The following is an 18270-nucleotide window of genomic DNA, read 5'->3' as shown; positions in this document are numbered from 1 at the left end:
TCAAGCCTGCTTTATCGGCTTGATCAGGCTTTGCGCGGGTATCCCGAACAAATCGTGAAGTTTCCAGATCATCGGAAGCGTCAACGCACGTTTGCCATTGAGCACTTCATACACTCGGTTTGTGCGGCCAATGGCGGGTGCGAGGTCAGCAGCAGACAGACCGGACTGCTCCATACGAAACTTGATTGCATCGATCGGATTGGGCAGATCCACCGGAAACTGCTTCGATTCATAGGTTTCAATAAGCGTGATCATAATGTCGAAGTAATCACCCTCAGGGGTGCCAGGCTCTGGCTCGTTGTCGAACAGCGCTGACACGTTCTTGAGGGCTGCACGATAGTCCTCGTCAGTGTGAATGGGGCGAATGTTCATGGGTTACTCCATCTCGACGGTATCAGCGTCGATTGCGTCGTACTGTTTGTGAGTGCCGACTCTATCCAAGAAGCAGTCATTTGCGGGTAGGAAAAGGCTGCGTGAAGTGGCTGATCAGGATTTGTCAGATGTAAAAAAGGGCCTACCTCCCGGTAAGCCCTTTCTCATTCCCACGTACGACTCAATCCCCCAACGCACGACTCAATCCCCCAACGCCGCCCCCTCACGTCGCGGATCGGCCCCGCCCGCCAACGACGTTTTCCCCTGCGCATCCTTCACCCGGACAATCGCCTGGGTCCCGCTGGTCATGTCGATCTCGTTCACGCTGTGTCCTTTGTCTTTCAGCGCCTGAATCATTGTCGGGCTGAACTGCCCCTGTTCCAGTTCGGTCGGGCCGTTGCGGCTGCCGAAGTTGGGCAGGTTGATGGCGGCTTGTGGGTCGAGGTTCCAGTCGAGCAGGCCGATGGTGGATTTGGCGACGTATTCGATGATCTGCGAGCCGCCGGGGGAGCCGATGGTGGCGAGGAATTCGCCGCTCTGGCGGTCGAAGATCAGGGTCGGTGCCATGGACGAGCGTGGGCGTTTGCCGGGTTCGACGCGGTTGGCAACTTTCTGGCCATTCTCTTCGGGGATGAACGAGAAGTCGGTCATCTGGTTGTTCAGCAGGAAACCCTGAACCATCAGGTGCGAGCCAAACGCGGATTCCACGGTGGTGGTCATGGACACGGCGCCGCCTAGGTCATCCACCGCCACCACTTGCGAGGTGGAGATGCGCAGCGGCGAGCGGTCCGGTGCGTAGGCGACCTGAATACCCGGCGGGGTGCCAGGTTTGGCCGTGCCCATGCTGCGATCGCCGATCAGGGCGGCGCGGTCGGCCAGATAGGCAGGGTCAACCAGACCTTTGACGGGGACGGGCACGAAGTCTGCGTCGGCCACGTACTGCGCGCGGTCGGCGTAGGCCAAGCGTTCGGCTTCGGAGATCAGGTGCACGGCTTCAGGCGACGGCTCAACGCCCGCAGGTTGGCTGTTCTTGATCGGTTTGAGTGGCGCCAGGGCAAAACGTGGATCGCGGGTTTCCAGGGCCTGCAAGGTGCCGAGGATCTGCGCCACGGCGATCCCGCCTGACGACGGTGGCGGCATGCCGCAGACCTGCCAGCGTTTGTAGTCGGTGCACAGCGGCGCGCGCTCCTTGGCGCTGTAGCCTTTGAGGTCGTTCAGCGACAGGCTGCCGGGGTTGGCGTGGCCCTGAACCTTGGCGACGATCTCTTGTGCGACGGGGCCTTTGTACAACGCATCCGGTCCTTCCTTGGCGATGCGTTTGAACACGGTGGCCAGCGCCGGGTTTTTCAGTTGCGTGCCTGCGGCTTTCGGGCTGCCATCGGCATTCAGGAAGTAGGCGGCCATGTCCGGCGAGCGTCGAATGGACGAGTCCGAGGCGATCAACTGGTGAAGGCGTGGCGAGATGGCGAAGCCTTGCTCCGCGAGTTTGATCGCCGGTTCGAACAGCTGCGCCCACGGCAGACGACCGTGTTTCTGATGGGCCAATTCAAGCGCTCGTAACACGCCCGGTGTCCCCACCGAACGACCGCCAATCTGCGCCTGGGTGAACGGCATCGGTTTGCCGTCGGCTTGCAGGAACAGCTTCTCGGTGGCGCCGGCCGGAGCGGTTTCGCGACCGTCATAAGTGCGTACCGCCTTGCCATCCCACAGCACGATCAACGCACCACCGCCAATGCCCGAGGATTGCGGCTCGACCAGGGTCAGCACGGCCTGCATCGCAATCGCGGCATCGATTGCTGAACCGCCCTGGCGCAACATCTCCCGCCCGGCCTCGGCCGCCAGCGGATTGGCCGCGGCCGCCATGTGTTTTGAGGCGTGTTGGGTTTGCAGGTCAGTGCGATAACCTGACGCGACTTCCGGTGCAACAGGTAACGTCGAAGAGGTCGGGGCACTACAGGCTGCGAGGGTTAAAGCGGCAGCGATCAGCGAAAAGGCTGACAGGCGATAGCTGCTCAAGTGGAAGGCTGATAACACGTGGGGGGCACTCCGTCCGTGGGAAAGATCAGGGGACTTTATCGGCCGAAAGGAAGTGACGCAAACCAAGGCCTACAGCAAAGATGTTTTTGCCCTTCATGACTCCACGAATTTTCTGTAGGGTCGAGGGCAACAGACTGGCCAGAAGATCAACAAGAGGCAGACATGCAGACCGAGTTCCCCACCCAGCCAAGTTACCGTACCCAGCGTGATCAATTCCTGGCCGTCGCGACCGCAGCCGGCGCGACGTTGACCGAGTACCCGCATCCGCTCAAAGGGCCGTTCGGTGAGCCGTTGAGCACCGATGTGGCCGTGCTGGGTGATCCGGGCGCCAAGCGTTTGCTGATTGCGCTGAGTGGCACTCATGGCGTCGAAGGCTTCTACGGTTCGGGATGTCAGATCAAATGGTTGCAGGAGTTGGGCAAGCGATCGCTGCCGGCCGATGTCGCGGTGGTGATGATCCACCTGATTAATCCGTGGGGCACTGCGTGGCTGCGTCGGGTCAACGAAGACAACATCGACCTGAACCGCAATCACCTGAACTTCGACCATGCATTGCCAGATAATCGGGCCTACGCAGCGCTGCATGAAATCTATGCCAGCACGCAGTTGCACGGCCCGGAGCGTGATCGCGCTGATGCGTTGCTCGATGCGCAGATCGCCGAGCACGGCTGGCCAGCGGTGATGTCGATTGTCGAGGGTGGCCAGCACCGTCATCCCGATGGTTTGTTTTACGGCGGACTGGCGCCGAGTTGGTCGAATCGCACGTTGCATCAGATCATTCAAAAACATGTTTCCCATGCCGAAGTGGCCATGTGTTTCGACTTGCACACCGGCGCCGGGGAGTACGGTCATCCGATGTTGCTGACCATCACCGAGGCGGCGTATCCAGCGCTTGCAGATGCGCAGGCCATTTATGGTCCTTGGCTCTACACCTTGCACACGGGCGCCGACACGCTGAGCGAAACCGGGGTTGCAGCCACCGCCACCGGCTACACCTCGCAAGCGTTGATCAACGCGCTGCCGCACGTGCGGATGATGCCCTTTGTGATCGAGTGCGGGACGTATCCTGGCGCCGAGGTTCATCGTCATCTGCGCGATGATCACTGGCTGCATCTGCACGGCAATCCGAGTGATGCAGTGGGGCGCGGGATCAAACTGAATCTGGTTGAGCAGTTCTATCCCGCCGACAGTGACTGGCAGGCGATGGTCTGGCTGCGCACCTGGCAGATTTGGGAGCGGGCGTTGTCAGCGTTGCCGGCAATTCGTTCCTGACGTGGTTTACGCGGACGTGGCCTCTCGTTGCCCGAACTCATGCGGTTCAAATCTTCCTGCAACCGCAGCATGCTTTCTTCGCCGACGCGGATGAAGCCGCTGCGGGGCTGATCCAGGTCGAGGATGACGGTGAAGACCATGGCAATCAGGATCGCGAAGACGGCCGTCGAACCGTGCCGTCGACGGTGGCCCAGGCCATAGCTGTAAGCGATGAAACCCAACGCACCGATGGCCACGACGAACAGCAGATTGATGACGGTTGCCGGGACATGATTGTCCTGCTCGGCGCGGCGCTTTTCATTGACGTTGTAGACGTCGGTCAACGACTGGATCACCAGGTTCATGGCGGCTGTCGCTTCGCCCTGGGCCTCGGCGGTGGCAGCCAGATTCCATAACTGGTCCTCGATCGTCCGGGACGATTCGCTGGCCGCCTTCAACAGCTTCTCGTCCGTGCCGGCGCGCATGAATTCAATCCGCGCCGAGACATAATCCTTGAGCAGCGCCGACATCTTCCCGCGCAGATCCGACGGCAACAACTTCGTTCGAAGATAGGTTGAGCCGATCACCGTGACTTCATCTTGAATCAATGTTTTGCGCGCTTCGAAACGTGAGGTGGCCATGGCGAAGTTGAAACCCAGCAACAGCGCGAGCAGGCCGAGGAGGGCGGTTTGCAAAACGGTGAGGTGGGATCGGGTCGAATCGTTGCTGTGGGTTCGGTGATGACGGCCGAGACGAAAAGCGAGTTCCAGCACCACGCAGAAGATGGCGACCACGATGAAAAACACAATGATCTCGTCCAGGCCCCAGTGCATAGAGCGGTCTCTCTGCGTTCAAGCTTTGGCATTAACTGTAGGAGAGAACCGCGAAGAGCGGGCATTAACCGCCCTGTGGACCGGGAGCACTTTTCTCGAGGCATAAAAAAACGGCCTACCTTTCGGTAAGCCGTTTTTAGTACTTGGTGGCTACACAGGGACTTGAACCCCGGACCCCAGCATTATGAATGCTATGCTCTAACCAACTGAGCTATGTAGCCAAGTGGCGCGCATTATTGGCTCGGAACAGAGATGTGTCAAGCGTAAATCTAAAATATTTCTCTACGCTTTCAACCGCTTATCCGCCTGACCCGAAAAAACGGGCCAGGGGAGGGCGTCAACTGAGCTGAAATCTCCCGGTATTGGCACTCAAGGCCTTGCTGCCCTGGCTCAAAGTGTCCGCTGCCAGGTTCACCGCCCGCGCGCCTTCGAGCAAGCGTACCGCCGCCTGATCGACTTGCTGGATGTTGCCGCTGACCTCGTCGGCGGTGGTCGCTTGCTCGTCGACCGCGGTGGCGATCTGCGCCAGGGTGTCGGTGACGCTCTGCACGGCACTGGCAATTTCCCCCAGGCGTTCGCCGAGGCCAGTGACGGCCTGGGCGTCGGACTGAGCCTGGCCGCAAGCCGCTTCCATCAGGCTCACCGCTTCGTTCACGGTGCTGCGCAGGCTGTCGACAGTGCCGGCAATCTGCGCGGTGGAGGACTGGGTGCGTTGCGACAGGCTGCGCACTTCATCGGCCACCACCGCAAAGCCGCGGCCTTGCTCACCCGCGCGAGCGGCCTCGATGGCGGCGTTAAGTGCCAACAGGTTCGTCTGCTCGGCCACCCCGCGAATGGTGTCCACCACCAACTGAATCTGCTGCCCTTGTTCACTGACCCGGCCCAGTGCCGCAGCGGTGTCATTCAAGCGCTGATTGAGTTGCTGAATGCTCGCCGTCGTGCGCTGGCTGTCACGGCTGCTGTCGGCGGCGATGCGCTGGGTGTGCTGAGCGCTGCCGGAGGCCTGTTCGCAACTCTGGGCGACCCCTTGAGAGGTGGCGGCCAATTGCGTGGCTGCCGCCGCGATCTGGCTGATCTGCAACTGCTGAGCTTCGACTTCCCCAAGGGCGCCGCTGGAGTGATGGTTGAGGGTGCGCACCGCGTTGCTCAGCTGCAAGGTTTCATGATCGACCCCCAGCAGGCTGTTGCGCAGTTGCACCACCGCGACATTGAGAGCAGTGCTGATGGCGGCCAGTTCGTCGCGGCCCTCCACCGGTACTTGCAGGCTCAGATTGCCGTCGCGCAAGGCTTCGGCCAGCAGGGTAATGCCGCTGGCGCTGCGACGGATCGAGGCCTGCAAGCAGATGAACAGGTACAGCGCGGCCAGCAGCAGGCAGCCAAAAATGGTCGCTACCAGGATGAACTGGCGGATGGCAGAGCCGTGGTAATAGTCCAGACGTTGATCCAGCGACACCAACGATTGCTGACGCAGCGAAGCGAGGTCGGAGAGCAGGCCGTCGAGGCTGCGTTCGAACTCTTCCGGCTTGAGCTTGATGCTGCCGCCGAACACGCCGTCATCGAGGACTTTCAACTCGGCGTCCAGGTGCTTGAGGCTGTCATGGTATTGCCCGGCCCAGGCTTGCAACGCGCTGGGCAGTCGCGCTTCCAGCAGGCTGGCGGTTTTGACCAGCTGCTCCCGGGCATCGCCGATGCGGCTGCGCAAGTCGCGCAGTTGCAGACGGCTTTGCAGGGTGAACTGCCCGGACACTACAGAGGCCTGGCCGACGCTGGCGAGACGGCCGACTCGTTCAATCAGGTCTGGCGCGTGCTGCGTGGAGATCTGCGTTAGCAGATAGGTTTCCAGCCATGGCGCCAGCGTCAGGCGATTGTCCATGGCGATCTGCTCGCGCAAGGCTTGCAGAGCACTCAAAGCATTGGTGAAACGATCGTAACCGTCCGGCCACCAACCGACGCTGCTCAGGCTTTTAGAGTCGAGGCCGTTGAGGGCGGTTTGCAGGGCTTGATAACGGGCCAGGGTTTCGCCCTCGGCGCCTTCGGTTTGCAGTGCGTTGGCGAGGTCTGAGGTGGCTTGGGCGACGGCTGGCTGAACCGTATCGAAAGCCGCCATCGCCGCGATCGTCGCGGGTGTCGGCTGGCGATTGGTTTCTGTGGCGCGCCAGCGAGCCGCGCGGTCACGCTGGGCGGCGAGCAGGTTATCCAGAGCATCGAGGGCGAGGAGTTGCCGAACCCCGGCACGTTCGCCGGAGATCAGGGTCAGTTTGTCGCGATAGTCCTGACCGATCATCCACAGACTGCCCGTCAACGGCAGGATAAACAGCAGAAACAACAGCTGAAATTTGCGTGCGAAGCCAAAACGCCCCAGCAGCCCGATCCCCGGTGATAAAAAAGCCTGCATGCCCCATGACTCCTCTGGACACCACGCGCCATTGGCGTGCGTCGCAACCGTTGCGGCCGCGACCTGTGCCCTTTTAAAAGGCCTCGAAAGTTCACCCTCGTCAGCTCTGTAGGCCGACTCTGTAGCGAAACTTCCCATTCTCGGTCCCCTTTGTAAGGGGCCGCGTTGAAGCGGATTACCAAGGCAAGATTCAGACCATGGCGTTGCGCTATCACCTTTTCAGTGATGAAAATCGAGGTCGTTAGCAGGCTAAGGGGATGGCGCTGCTGCACCGAAAAATGGCACATTGACGCACCTGCCCGTGTGCACCCATCTGTTGTACGGAAACTCTTATGGCTATCAGCAATGTCCAGACCGGCGCGCAGCCGGCATCCGCGACTTCACAAAGCAGCCCTTTGGTCATGCGTATTATCGGCGCCGTGGCGCTGGCGCATTTGATCAACGACTTGATCCAGTCGGTGCTGCCGTCGATCTATCCGATGCTCAAGGCCAACTATGGCCTGACCTTCACTCAGGTTGGCTTGATCACTTTGACGTTCCAGCTGACGGCTTCGCTGTTGCAGCCGTGGGTCGGTTACTACACCGATCGGCACCCCAAACCCTGGCTGCTACCGGCCGGAACTGTCTGCACGTTGATCGGCATTTTGATGATGTCGGTGGTCGGCAGTTTTCCGATGATTTTGCTGGCGGCAGGGTTGATCGGTATCGGTTCCTCGACCTTTCACCCGGAAGCTTCTCGCGTGGCGCGATTAGCGTCTGGCGGGCGGTTTGGTTTGGCGCAGTCAACGTTTCAGGTCGGCGGTAATGCAGGCTCAGCCTTCGGTCCGTTGCTGGCTGCGGCGATCATCATTCCTTTCGGTCAGGGGCATGTGGCCTGGTTCGGGTTGTTCGCGGTGTTTGCGCTGTTCGTGCTCTATCGGATCAGCCGCTGGTACGCCAACCACCTGAGTCTGTTCAAACTCAAGCAAGGCCAGGCGGCGACGCATGGCTTGTCGAAGAACCGCGTGATCAGTGCACTGGTGGTGCTCGGGCTGCTGGTGTTCTCCAAGTATTTCTACATGGCCAGCTTCACCAGTTACTTCACCTTTTACCTGATCGAGAAATTCGACCTGTCGGTGGCGAGTTCACAGTTGCACCTGTTCCTGTTTCTCGGAGCGGTAGCGGCGGGGACCTTCTTCGGTGGGCCCATCGGCGACAAGATCGGGCGTAAGGCGGTGATCTGGTTCTCGATCCTTGGCGTCGCGCCGTTCACCCTGATCCTGCCTCATGTGGACCTGTTCTGGACCAGCATCCTCAGCGTCGTGATCGGCTTCATCCTGGCGTCAGCATTCTCGGCAATCGTGGTGTATGCGCAAGAACTGGTGCCGGGCAATGTCGGGATGATTGCCGGGGTATTCTTCGGATTGATGTTCGGCTTTGGCGGGATTGGTGCGGCGTTGCTCGGGCATTTGGCGGACATACACGGCATCGAATACGTGTACTTGCTGTGTTCGTTCCTGCCGTTGTTCGGTGTGCTGGCGATCTTCCTGCCAAGAACCAAAAAAGCCTGACCCAACACATTCCCCAATGTAGGAGTGAGCCTGCTCGCGATGACGGTGTGTCAGTTGGCGATTCAGTCGACTGACAGTCTGCTATCGCGAGCAGGCTCACTCCTACAGGAAATTGGTGGTGTGGCGGATGATTGCTTCAGGCACAAAAAAGCCGCGTATCAAACGCGGCTTTTTCTTGGGCGGGGGTTTTACAGGTTCAGGCACGGCTTTTGCGGAAACTGCCGGGTGTGATGCCCACTACTTTTTTGAAGGCCCGGGTCATGTGGCTTTGATCGAAGAAGCCGCAAGTGAATGACGCTTCTGCGAGACTGGACCCGGTGCGCAGCAGTTTTTGGACCTGGGCGATTCTTTTCTGGATTTGATAGCTGTGGGGGGAGACGCCAACGCTTTTTTTGAACACCCGGATCAGGTAAAGCGGGTCAAGGTTTACCAGTTGCGCCAGTTCTTCCAGAGACAGATGTTTGTCGTACTCGTCTTCGAGCTTCTTCTTGATCTTTTGCACTGCGTGCTGCTCAGCCGCACTGACTGGTTCGATGGGCGCTCCGCTGCGCTCGAAGAGCTGCGTCACCAGGTCCAGCAGGATAGTTTCCCGTTCAAGGCTGGAGGGGGATTTTTCAATGAGTTGATGTTGATGCAAAAAGGTCCGGGCGAAGTCCGGGGCCTGGCTCAGAGCTGTTTGAAAAAGATGAATATGGTCGTCTGAAAAACGCCCTTGAAACACCATCCGATTGACCCATTCGGGGTCGATATAGAGCATTCGATACATCCAGCCCTCATCATGGCCTGGCAAGCCGTCGTGGATCTCACCGGGGGTTATGGTGACCACACTGCCAGCGACTCCCATGTAGTTACTGCCGCGATAAAAAAGTTTTTCAACACCGCTACTTATAACGCCGATAGCGTACCGGTCATGTGAATGTCGGCCGAAAGATTGAGTACTGTAACGCGCAGATAGCAACTCACAGTCACCTTCGGGTATACGCCAGAATTGAACAAAGTCCTTGTTTTTTTGAGGGACTTTGTTGCGGCGATTCTCGTCCATGAATTGTCCAGTTTTGTGCAATACGTATGAAAAAAAGGTCGCTAAATTTAGCACCTATTTCATAACACAAGCGAGGGGATGCGATGTCTACAAAACTGGTAGTTGGGGATTTTAATAAGTCTTCATGGTCATTTCGTGCATGGCTGGTTCTTGTGACAGCGGATGTTGCATTTGAAACCCTTCAGATCAAACTGGAACAAAGCGACACCCGCCAGCGCATTCTGGAGCACTCGCCTTCCGGCAAAGTACCGGCGCTGCTGCTTGATGATGTTGTCATCAACGACAGCCTGGCCATCAGCGAATACATTGCCGACGCCTATCCGGTCGCCAACCTTTGGCCCCGGGATTCGCGGATCAAGGCCCTCGCCCGGGCCGCTGCGGCAGAGATGCACTCCGGTTTCACCCATCTGCGCACGCAGATGTCGTTTGGCCTGAACACCGGTGACATCCCGGAAAGCCTGACCGCCGAGACCCGAGAGGAAATCATGCGGGTATTCGCTATCTGGAACCAGCTCCGTGAGGTGAGCGGTTCAACACAGTTCCTCTGCGGTGACTTCGGCATAGTTGATGCGATGTTTGTTCCGGTGGTGTTCCGCTTCCGTCGTTATGGTATTGCCGTCCCTACGCAACTGCAGGGCTATGTCGAAAACATCCTGGGTTATGCACCGGTACAACAATGGTTGAAGTTGGCCGCGCAAGAAGTTTAAAGAGTTGTGTGACTGCTTACTATTAAAGCTAATTAAGAAATAGTTGCTTTTTTGCTTTGTCGAACCTGGTGAGCCCGCGCAACCCTCGTACTCTGGTCTTTATCAATGAGGTTTCTCATGTCGACTAATAACAATCGGGCAATCATTGAATTGACCATCGGTGGACTGATGCTCAGTCTGTCTGCTCTAGCCGTCGCTTTCGCCCATATCGGCGCGGGTGGCGCAGGGTTCTATCGGATGGTGTTCGCCTCGATCCTGTTCTTCCTGCTGCTCAAGGTGCGCAAAATACCGGTGCTGCTCAAAAGCGCCAAGGCGCAGCTGTACACCGCGTTGGCTGGGGTGTTTTTGGCCATCGACCTGGTGCTCTGGCACCAGAGCATCTATATCGTCGGCCCGGGCATCGGGTCGATCCTGACCAACTGTCAGGTGTTCTTCATGACCTTGCTGGGGTTGTACCTGTTGAAGGAAAAACCTTCGATCTACTTCCTGGTATCCATTACCTTGGCATTTGTGGGGCTCTATCTGTTGTTGCTACCCGAGATGACCAGTGCGGTAGGGATCAAGGGCGTGGTGTATGGCGTGCTGTCGGGGCTGGCGTATGCCATCTGCGTGTACTTCCTGAAGATCAACGCCCAGTTGCCTGACGGCGGGGGTGACAAGATCGCACAGATGCTCAATTTGAGCCTTTGGGCGGCACTGGTTCTGCTGACATACGCGCTGGCAACCGGGGAAAGCCTGGCCATCGTGGATGGGCCAACCTTGCTGATGCTGATCATCTACGGGGTATTGGTGCAGTTTGTCGGCTGGTTGCTGGTCAACCGTTCGATCGGAGCCATCAGCCTGGGGTTGGCCGGACTGATCCTGTTACTGGAGCCGGTGATCACGTATTTCATTGATGTCACCTTTCTCGGCAAGGCCAGCTCCACGCTGCAGATTTGCGGCGCGCTGGTGACTATCTTTGCGGTTTACATTGGCTCAATCAAACCACCGGAGAAAGCGCACCCTTTACCCGAAGCGACCTGACAGAAGGTGTATCCCAAGACGCAAAAATCCCCGTATCAGCGAATGATTACGGGGATTTTCAGTCTATCGAGTTCCGTGTAAATCCACGGTCACCGTTACACGTTGAAGCGGAAGTGCATCACGTCGCCGTCTTTAACGATGTAGTCCTTGCCTTCCAGACGCCATTTACCGGCTTCTTTGGTGCCGGCTTCGCCCTTGTACTGGATGAAGTCGTCATAGGCGATGACTTCAGCGCGGATGAAGCCTTTTTCGAAGTCGGTGTGGATCACGCCAGCGGCTTGTGGTGCGGTAGCACCGACGCGGACGGTCCAGGCGCGGACTTCTTCGACACCGGCGGTGAAGTAGGTCTGCAGGTGCAGCATTTCGTAGCCGGCGCGGATTACGCGGTTCAGGCCAGGCTCTTCGAGGCCCAGGGCTTCGAGGAACATGTCTTTCTCTTCGCCGTCTTCCAGCTCGGCGATTTCGGCTTCGATCTTGTTGCAGACCGGAACCACCATGGCGCCTTCTTCTTCGGCGATGGCTTTGACGATGTCCAGCAGCGGGTTGTTCTCGAAACCGTCTTCAGCGACGTTGGCGATGTACATGACCGGCTTGGTGGTCAGCAGGTGGAAACCACGAATCACCGCTTTGTCGTCGGCGCCCATGGTCTTCATCAGCGTACGCGCAGGCTTGCCGAGGGTGAAGTGAGCGATCAATTGCTCCAGCAGGCCTTTCTGGACCACGGCGTCCTTGTCACCACCCTTGGCGTTGCGGGCGACTTTCTGCAGTTGCTTCTCGCAGCTGTCGAGGTCGGCGAAGATCAGTTCCAGGTCGATGATTTCGATGTCGCGTTTCGGGTCGACGCTGTTGGAGACGTGAATCACGTTCTCGTCTTCGAAGCAGCGGACTACGTGCGCGATGGCATCGGTTTCACGGATGTTGGCCAGGAACTTGTTACCCAAGCCTTCACCTTTCGAGGCTCCGGCTACCAGGCCTGCGATGTCGACGAATTCCATGGTGGTCGGCAGGATGCGCTTTGGATTGACGATGGCCGCCAGGGCTTCCAGACGCGGATCCGGCATCGGCACGATACCGGTGTTCGGTTCGATGGTGCAGAAGGGGAAGTTCTCGGCCGCGATCCCGGATTTGGTCAGGGCGTTGAATAGGGTGGACTTGCCGACGTTAGGCAGGCCGACGATGCCGCAATTGAATCCCATGGTGTTTTCCCCGAGGAGTGAGTCAGGCCTTCTGGCTGTGCAGGTTTTTCATCGCGCGGTTCCATTCCCCGGCGAGGATATCCGGCAGCACGCCGAGGGCAAAGTCGATGCTGGCATCGAGTTTTTCCTGTTCGGCGCGTGGCGCACGACCCAGGACGAAATTTGAAACCATACTGGCAACGCCCGGGTGGCCTATGCCAAGCCGCAAGCGGTGAAAGGTATTCTGATTGCCCAGTTGCGCGATGATGTCGCGCAACCCGTTGTGCCCGCCATGGCCGCCGCCCTGTTTGAGCTTGGCAACGCCCGGTGGCAGGTCGAGTTCGTCATGCGCCACCAGGATTTCTTCAGGCGTAATGCGGAAGAAGCCGGCAAGTGCCGCGACGGCCTGGCCGCTGCGGTTCATGTAGGTGGTGGGAATCAGCAGACGAACATCCTGACCCTGATGCGAATAGCGCCCGGTCAGGCCGAAATATTTGCGATCCGCCACAAGGTTTACGCCTTGTGCGTTCGCGATGCGCTCAACAAAAAGGGCCCCTGCGTTATGCCGGGTCTGTTCGTATTCAGCGCCTGGATTTCCCAGGCCAACGATCAGTTTGATGGCAGTCACGATAGGGGCCCTTCCTTGGAGTGGTGGATAACATCGCCGCGACAGTTGTGTGCGGCGAAAGTGGACGACAAGTGCTCATTTACCATTATGTAAACTCCGCGTTCTCGCCCGCTTTCTCGCTACGCTCTAGTCCGCGATGTTTCCGGTCACTCCGGCGAACAGAGTGAAATTACTCTGCTGCGCCTTCTTCAGTAGTAGCTTCTGGAGCAACACGTGGAGCGTGGACGTTGGCAACAGCCTTGTCATCACCGTGTGCCAGAGCAACAAACTCAACGCCTTTAGGGGCTTTGAGGTCAGACAGGTGAATGATCGAACCGATTTCGGCGTTAGCCAGGTCGACTTCGATGAATTCAGGCAGGTCTTTCGGCAGGCACGAAACTTCGATTTCAGCAACAACGTGCGAAACTTCGCCGCCTTTCTTGATCGGAGCTTCTTCACCAACAAAGTGTACAGGCACGATAGCGGTCAGTTTCTGGCCAGCTACAACGCGTACGAAGTCAGCGTGCAGCACGTGGCCTTTGGCCGGGTGACGCTGCAGAGCTTTGATGATTACGTTTTGCTTGGTGCCGCCAACGTTCAGCTCGATGATGTGGCTGTAAGCCGCTTCGTTTTCGAGCAGTTTGGCAACTTCTTTAGCCAGCATGCTGATGGATTCAGGGGCTTTTTCGCCACCGTAAACTACAGCTGGTACCAGGCTTGCGAGACGACGCAGGCGGCGGCTCGCACCTTTCCCCAGGTCGGAACGCACTTCAGCATTCAGAGTAAATTCGTTCATGTTGTATCTCCAAAATAACCACATTCGCCCCAGCGTTTGCGACCAGCGCTAAAGGCGATATGGGCAAAAAAGCCCCGCCCCGACAGGAATGCCGGGGCGGGGCGCTTTTCGTCAACGAGATATTCGAGAAGGGCAGGGCCCTTAACGGAACATCGCGCTGATCGATTCTTCGTTGCTGATGCGGCGAACCGCTTCGGCAACTACCGGCGCGATATCCAGTTGACGGATACGCGAGCAGGCTTGAGCAGCAGCGGACAACGGGATGGTGTTAGTCACCACCAGTTCGTCCAGCATTGAGTTTTCGATGTTTTCGATCGCCCGACCGGACAGCACAGGGTGTGTGCAGTAGGCGAAAACCTTGGCAGCGCCATGCTCTTTCAGGGCCTTGGCCGCGTGGCACAGAGTGCCGGCGGTATCGACCATGTCATCGACCAGAATACAGGTACGCCCTTCGACATCACCGATGATATGCATCACTTCAGAGTGATTGGCTTTCTCACGGCGTTTGTCGATGATCCCGAGATCCACGCCCAGGGATTTGGCAACAGCACGTGCACGCACGACGCCACCAATGTCCGGGGAAACGATCATCAGGTTTTCGAAGCGCTGATCTTCAATGTCATCCACCAATACTGGGGAGCCGTAGATGTTATCTACCGGAATATCGAAGAAACCCTGGATTTGGTCAGCATGCAGATCAACCGTGAGAACACGGTCGATGCCGACTACGGTAAGCATGTCAGCAACGACTTTCGCGCTGATAGCCACACGTGCGGAACGCGGACGGCGATCCTGACGGGCATAACCAAAGTAAGGAATAACAGCAGTGATACGAGTAGCCGAGGAGCGGCGGAAGGCATCAGCCATCACTACCAGTTCCATCAGGTTATCGTTGGTCGGAGCGCAAGTCGGCTGAATAATGAAGACATCTTTACCGCGGACGTTTTCATTGATCTCGGCAGTAATTTCGCCGTCGGAGAACTTACCGACAGAGATGTCACCGAGAGGGATATGCAGCTGACGTACAACACGCCGAGCCAGATCGGGGTTAGCGTTCCCCGTAAAGACCATCATCTTGGACACGCGCAGTACCTAGAGGCTGAGGGTAACCTGGATGAGTATAGAAAATGGCAGGGGCGGCTGGATTCGAACCAACGCATGGCAGGATCAAAACCTGCTGCCTTACCGCTTGGCGACGCCCCTGTATCTGTTGCAACGAGTACCCAGTACTCGATTCCTTTTAGAGCAGACTTTGCAGCTTGCGACGCAACATCGAAATGTTGCTTCCCTTTGCTACAAACCCTGTAAGGGTCTCTGTAAGAAGGGCCGAGACTTTATCAGCTTCAGCTTTGCTTGGGAAGCCCCCAAACACACAACTTCCAGTTCCGGTGAGTTTTGCTTCGGTAAATTTACCTAACAAATTCAATGCGTTACGTACATCTGGGTAACGCCTTGCTACCACCGGTAAGCAGTCATTTCGACTGTTTCCCTTGGGAACGGGGCGCACTTTAATGGGAGAAGAGTTACGTGTCAACAACGGATCTGAAAAAATTTCTGCTGTACTTACAGAGACTTGCGGCACAAGCACGAGATACCACGGTTCTTCGGGGTCTACAGGGGTCAGTTTCTCCCCCACGCCTTCGGCAAAAGCCGCGTGCCCACGCACGAAAACCGGGACGTCGGCGCCAAGCGTCAGGCCCAGCGCGGCCAGTCGATCCTCATCCCAGCCCAGTTGCCAGAGATGATTGAGGCCGAGCAAAGTCGTCGCGGCATTTGAACTTCCGCCACCGATTCCACCGCCCATGGGCAGAATTTTTTCGATCCAGATGTCGATACCGAGCGAACAACCGGATTGCTCCTGAAGTTTTTTTGCGGCTCGAACAATCAGATTGCTGTCGTGAGGAACGCCATCGAATTCGGTGTGCAATCGAATCACACCGTCATCACGAACGGCGAACGTGATTTCATCGCCGTAATCGAGAAACTGAAAAATAGTCTGCAACTCGTGGTAACCGTCTTCACGGCGACCGAGGATGTGCAGCATCAGATTGAGTTTGGCCGGGGAGGGCAGCGTCAAGCGCGGAGTGGTCATGTTCACTGCCCCAGTTTACGTGGTTGCCATTCCTTGATCACCAGCGTGATATCAAGGTCGGTGCCGTGCAGTTTGATCCGCTCGGGCAACCAATAACCGTTTTGCTCGGCGTAACTCAGGTATTCGACCTGCCAGCCATCCTGTTCGAGATTGGCCAGGCGGCTATCGGCATCCAGGGTCAGGCGACTTTTGCTGTCCGGCGCCGGGAGTCCGCGAACCCACCAGGCCAGGTTGGAAACGGGTAACTTCCAGCCGAGCTGTTCTTCGACCAGCGCCTCTGGTGTCGTTGCGTCATAACGGCCCTGATTGGCCACTTCCAGCGAGACTTTGCCCGGGTGACCCGTCAAGCGTGCCGCGCCGCGACCCAGAGGGCCGGAGAGGCGAATGTCGTAGTAATCCTGTCGCTGCAGCCAGAACAACGTGCCGCTGCCCGAGTCTTTCGGGGCGCGAATGCCGATCTTGCCGTTGATCTGCCAGCCGTCGAGGCTGGTCAGTTGCTGTTTGTACACGCGCCATTGGGCCGGGTTGCCTTGACCCTGGACCGATTCGCGGGCACCGAAGCCCGCGCAACCGGCGAGCAGGGCGATGAAACTGAAAACAATGAGGTGGCGCAAAAACATAATCTTAAAGAGTCTCTGATCCGGTCAGGCGCTTGATGGTACCGCGCAGGATGGGGCTGTCGGGCTGCTCCTTGAGGAACTTGGTCCAGATTTGTCTGGCTTCCCGTTGCTTGCCATTGGCCCACAGGACTTCGCCCAGGTGCGCGGCGACTTCCTGATCGGGGAAGCGCTCCAGCGCCTGGCGCAGCAGGCGTTCGGCTTCCTCGAGATTGCCCATGCGGAAGTTCACCCAGCCGAGACTGTCGAGTACCGCCGGGTCTTCCGGATTGATCTGGTGCGCCTGTTCGATCAAGGCCTTGGCTTCGGCGTAGCGCGTCGTACGGTCGGACAGGGTGTAACCGAGGGCGTTCAGCGCCATCGCGTTATCCGGGTCGCGCTTGATGATCAGGCGCAAGTCTTTTTCCATCTGCGCCAGGTCATTGCGTTTTTCCGCTTGCATGGCGCGGGTGTACAGCAGATTCAGATCGTCCGGGTATTGCTGCAAGGCTTGCTTCAATACATTCCAGGCCTTGTCGGGCTGTTTATTGGCGGACAAGGTTTCGGCTTCGATCAAATACAACTGAATCGCGTAATCGGGCTGCTCGTCGCGTTCCGCTGCCAGACGGCTTTGGGCTTCGGCGGTCTTGCCGTTGTTCATCATGATATCGGCCTGACGCAATTGCGCCGGCAGGTAATCGTTGCCCGGCCCGACCTGGGCGTACTCGATCAGCGCACCTTGAGGGTCGTTGCGCTCTTCAGCGATACGACCGAGGTTCAAGTGCGCCGAATCGACATGGCTTTCCCGGGCGATCAGGTCTTCCAGATAGCCCTTGGCCTCATTCCAGGCCTTGGCTTCCAGGCAGACCAGCGCCAAGGAGTAACGCAGTTCGTCGTCTTCGGGGTACTGCTGAACCAGGCTCGAGAACTCGGCTTTGGCATCGTCCATGCGGTCCTGTTCAACCAGCATCCGCGCGTAAGTCAGGCGCAGGCGTTTGTCGTCCGGGTATTTCTTGATGCTTTTTTGCAGCAGCGGCAAGGCTTCATCGCCACGACTGAGGGTTTGCAGCAGGCGTGCGCGCAGCAGAATCGGTGCTATTTCGCCGTCGTCCGGCGGATTGTCTTCCAGCAGGCCCAGCGCACCCTTGGCGTCACCGTCCTGTTGCAGCAGCAAGGCTTTGCCGAAAATCAGCTGACTGTTTTTCGGATGGCGCTGCAATAAACGGTCAAAACCTTTCATCAAGCCGTTGCGCGTGTCCTGGTCGGTATCGGCCGCAGACAGGGCGAGGAAGTCGAAATGTGTATCGCCCTTGCCTTGCAGGACTTTCTCCATATAGACCATGGAGTCGTCATAACGCCCGGCACGAGCCAGTTGCACGGCAGCGGCCCGTTGCGCCTCAAGGTCTTGCGGGGCGTTTTTCGCCCAGATCAACGCGGTGTCCAGGGCAGCCTGATCGGCGCCCAGGTACTCGGCGATACGGAATGCCCGCTCGGAGATGCCCGGATCCTGAGTATTGATCGCCTGGGTCACGTAGTTGTCCAGGGCAATGTCGAAACGATTGCGCTGGCCAGCCAGTTCGGCGCTCAACAGACTGAAGATGGTTTCTTCACTGAATGAGCTGTAAACCTTGGGCTTTTCAGGGGCCGGAGTGCTGTCTTCGACCGGCGGCGTACCGTCCGACGAAACGGGTGCCAAGGCCTGGCAGCCGCTGAGGAAGACAAAAGCGAGGAGCAACGCGGAAGATCTATTCATATAGGAAGAGGACGACTAACCTGCGGTCGGATCATCATGAC

At 58.0% G+C, this 18270-nt stretch carries 16 protein-coding genes and 2 tRNA genes; 4 read left to right on the top strand and 14 right to left on the bottom strand.

What is annotated here, in order from left to right; all coding sequences use genetic code 11:
* Together ACYZTZ_RS23240 and ggt are read right to left on the bottom strand one after the other, a co-directional pair.
* Entirely contained in the window at window positions 1–372 is a 372-nt protein-coding gene (locus ACYZTZ_RS23240; RefSeq protein ID WP_461999828.1) for a helix-turn-helix domain-containing protein, read from the bottom strand.
* 201 nt (window positions 373–573) lie between these two features.
* Window positions 574–2406: a gamma-glutamyltransferase gene (ggt, locus tag ACYZTZ_RS23235; RefSeq protein WP_461999827.1), complete on the bottom strand. Its 1833-nt coding sequence runs from the start codon at window positions 2404–2406 to the stop codon at window positions 574–576.
* A 165-nt stretch (window positions 2407–2571) separates the two neighbouring features.
* On the opposite strand from ggt, the gene ACYZTZ_RS23230 reads away from it, so the two are divergent.
* Complete coding sequence (locus tag ACYZTZ_RS23230; protein ID WP_461999826.1) at window positions 2572–3681, top strand: DUF2817 domain-containing protein; 1110 nt, start codon at window positions 2572–2574, stop codon at window positions 3679–3681.
* Here the strand turns inward: ACYZTZ_RS23230 and ACYZTZ_RS23225 are convergent.
* From ACYZTZ_RS23225 to ACYZTZ_RS23215, 3 genes are all read right to left on the bottom strand, one after another.
* Window positions 3585–4493: a bestrophin-like domain gene (locus ACYZTZ_RS23225; RefSeq protein ID WP_461999825.1), complete on the bottom strand. Its 909-nt coding sequence runs from the start codon at window positions 4491–4493 to the stop codon at window positions 3585–3587. The two genes, ACYZTZ_RS23230 and ACYZTZ_RS23225, sit on opposite strands and share 97 nt — an antisense overlap.
* A 144-nt stretch (window positions 4494–4637) precedes the next feature.
* A tRNA-Met gene (locus ACYZTZ_RS23220) sits at window positions 4638–4714 on the bottom strand.
* A 116-nt stretch (window positions 4715–4830) separates the two neighbouring features.
* On the bottom strand, window positions 4831–6888 hold the full coding sequence (locus ACYZTZ_RS23215; RefSeq protein WP_461999824.1) for a methyl-accepting chemotaxis protein: 2058 nt from the start codon (window positions 6886–6888) through the stop codon (window positions 4831–4833).
* 332 nt (window positions 6889–7220) lie between these two features.
* Between ACYZTZ_RS23215 and ACYZTZ_RS23210 the strand changes: the two genes are divergently transcribed.
* Complete coding sequence (locus ACYZTZ_RS23210; RefSeq protein ID WP_123365631.1) at window positions 7221–8438, top strand: MFS transporter; 1218 nt, start codon at window positions 7221–7223, stop codon at window positions 8436–8438.
* Between the two features lie 196 nt (window positions 8439–8634).
* Here the strand turns inward: ACYZTZ_RS23210 and ACYZTZ_RS23205 are convergent, their stop codons facing one another.
* On the bottom strand, window positions 8635–9480 hold the full coding sequence (locus ACYZTZ_RS23205) for a helix-turn-helix domain-containing protein (RefSeq protein WP_461999823.1): 846 nt from the start codon (window positions 9478–9480) through the stop codon (window positions 8635–8637).
* A gap of 83 nt (window positions 9481–9563) precedes the next feature.
* On the opposite strand from ACYZTZ_RS23205, the gene ACYZTZ_RS23200 reads away from it, so the two are divergent.
* Both ACYZTZ_RS23200 and ACYZTZ_RS23195 read left to right on the top strand, forming a co-directional pair.
* The gene (locus ACYZTZ_RS23200; protein ID WP_461999822.1) at window positions 9564–10187 is read left to right on the top strand and encodes a glutathione S-transferase family protein; all 624 of its coding nucleotides are present in this window, start codon (window positions 9564–9566) and stop codon (window positions 10185–10187) included.
* Window positions 10188–10304: 117 nt separating this feature from the next.
* Window positions 10305–11210: a DMT family transporter gene (locus ACYZTZ_RS23195; protein WP_461999821.1), complete on the top strand. Its 906-nt coding sequence runs from the start codon at window positions 10305–10307 to the stop codon at window positions 11208–11210.
* 95 nt (window positions 11211–11305) lie between these two features.
* Here the strand turns inward: ACYZTZ_RS23195 and ychF are convergent, their stop codons facing one another.
* From ychF to ACYZTZ_RS23155, 8 genes are all read right to left on the bottom strand, one after another.
* Complete coding sequence (gene ychF / locus ACYZTZ_RS23190) at window positions 11306–12406, bottom strand: redox-regulated ATPase YchF (protein WP_008153431.1); 1101 nt, start codon at window positions 12404–12406, stop codon at window positions 11306–11308.
* Between the two features lie 22 nt (window positions 12407–12428).
* The gene (pth, locus tag ACYZTZ_RS23185) at window positions 12429–13013 is read right to left on the bottom strand and encodes an aminoacyl-tRNA hydrolase (RefSeq protein ID WP_008153430.1); all 585 of its coding nucleotides are present in this window, start codon (window positions 13011–13013) and stop codon (window positions 12429–12431) included.
* A gap of 169 nt (window positions 13014–13182) precedes the next feature.
* Complete coding sequence (locus tag ACYZTZ_RS23180) at window positions 13183–13788, bottom strand: 50S ribosomal protein L25/general stress protein Ctc (protein WP_056740789.1); 606 nt, start codon at window positions 13786–13788, stop codon at window positions 13183–13185.
* Window positions 13789–13929: 141 nt separating this feature from the next.
* Window positions 13930–14871 carry a ribose-phosphate pyrophosphokinase gene (locus ACYZTZ_RS23175; RefSeq protein WP_003208392.1) on the bottom strand — a complete coding sequence of 314 codons (942 nt, stop codon included), beginning with the start codon at window positions 14869–14871 and terminating at the stop codon, window positions 13930–13932.
* A gap of 45 nt (window positions 14872–14916) precedes the next feature.
* A tRNA-Gln gene (locus ACYZTZ_RS23170) sits at window positions 14917–14991 on the bottom strand.
* 37 nt (window positions 14992–15028) lie between these two features.
* Complete coding sequence (gene ispE, locus ACYZTZ_RS23165) at window positions 15029–15880, bottom strand: 4-(cytidine 5'-diphospho)-2-C-methyl-D-erythritol kinase (RefSeq protein ID WP_461999820.1); 852 nt, start codon at window positions 15878–15880, stop codon at window positions 15029–15031.
* 2 nt (window positions 15881–15882) lie between these two features.
* A complete protein-coding gene (gene lolB / locus ACYZTZ_RS23160; RefSeq protein WP_461999819.1) occupies window positions 15883–16500 on the bottom strand; it encodes a lipoprotein insertase outer membrane protein LolB in 618 nt (205 codons plus the stop codon).
* 4 nt (window positions 16501–16504) lie between these two features.
* Window positions 16505–18229: a tetratricopeptide repeat protein gene (locus tag ACYZTZ_RS23155; protein ID WP_461999818.1), complete on the bottom strand. Its 1725-nt coding sequence runs from the start codon at window positions 18227–18229 to the stop codon at window positions 16505–16507.
* Between the last annotated feature and the right edge of the window lie 41 nt (window positions 18230–18270).

Source organism: Pseudomonas sp. LB3P58, from assembly GCF_054897895.1.
Note: the sequence above shows the minus strand (reverse complement) of the source record. Positions and strands in the feature narration are given on the sequence as shown.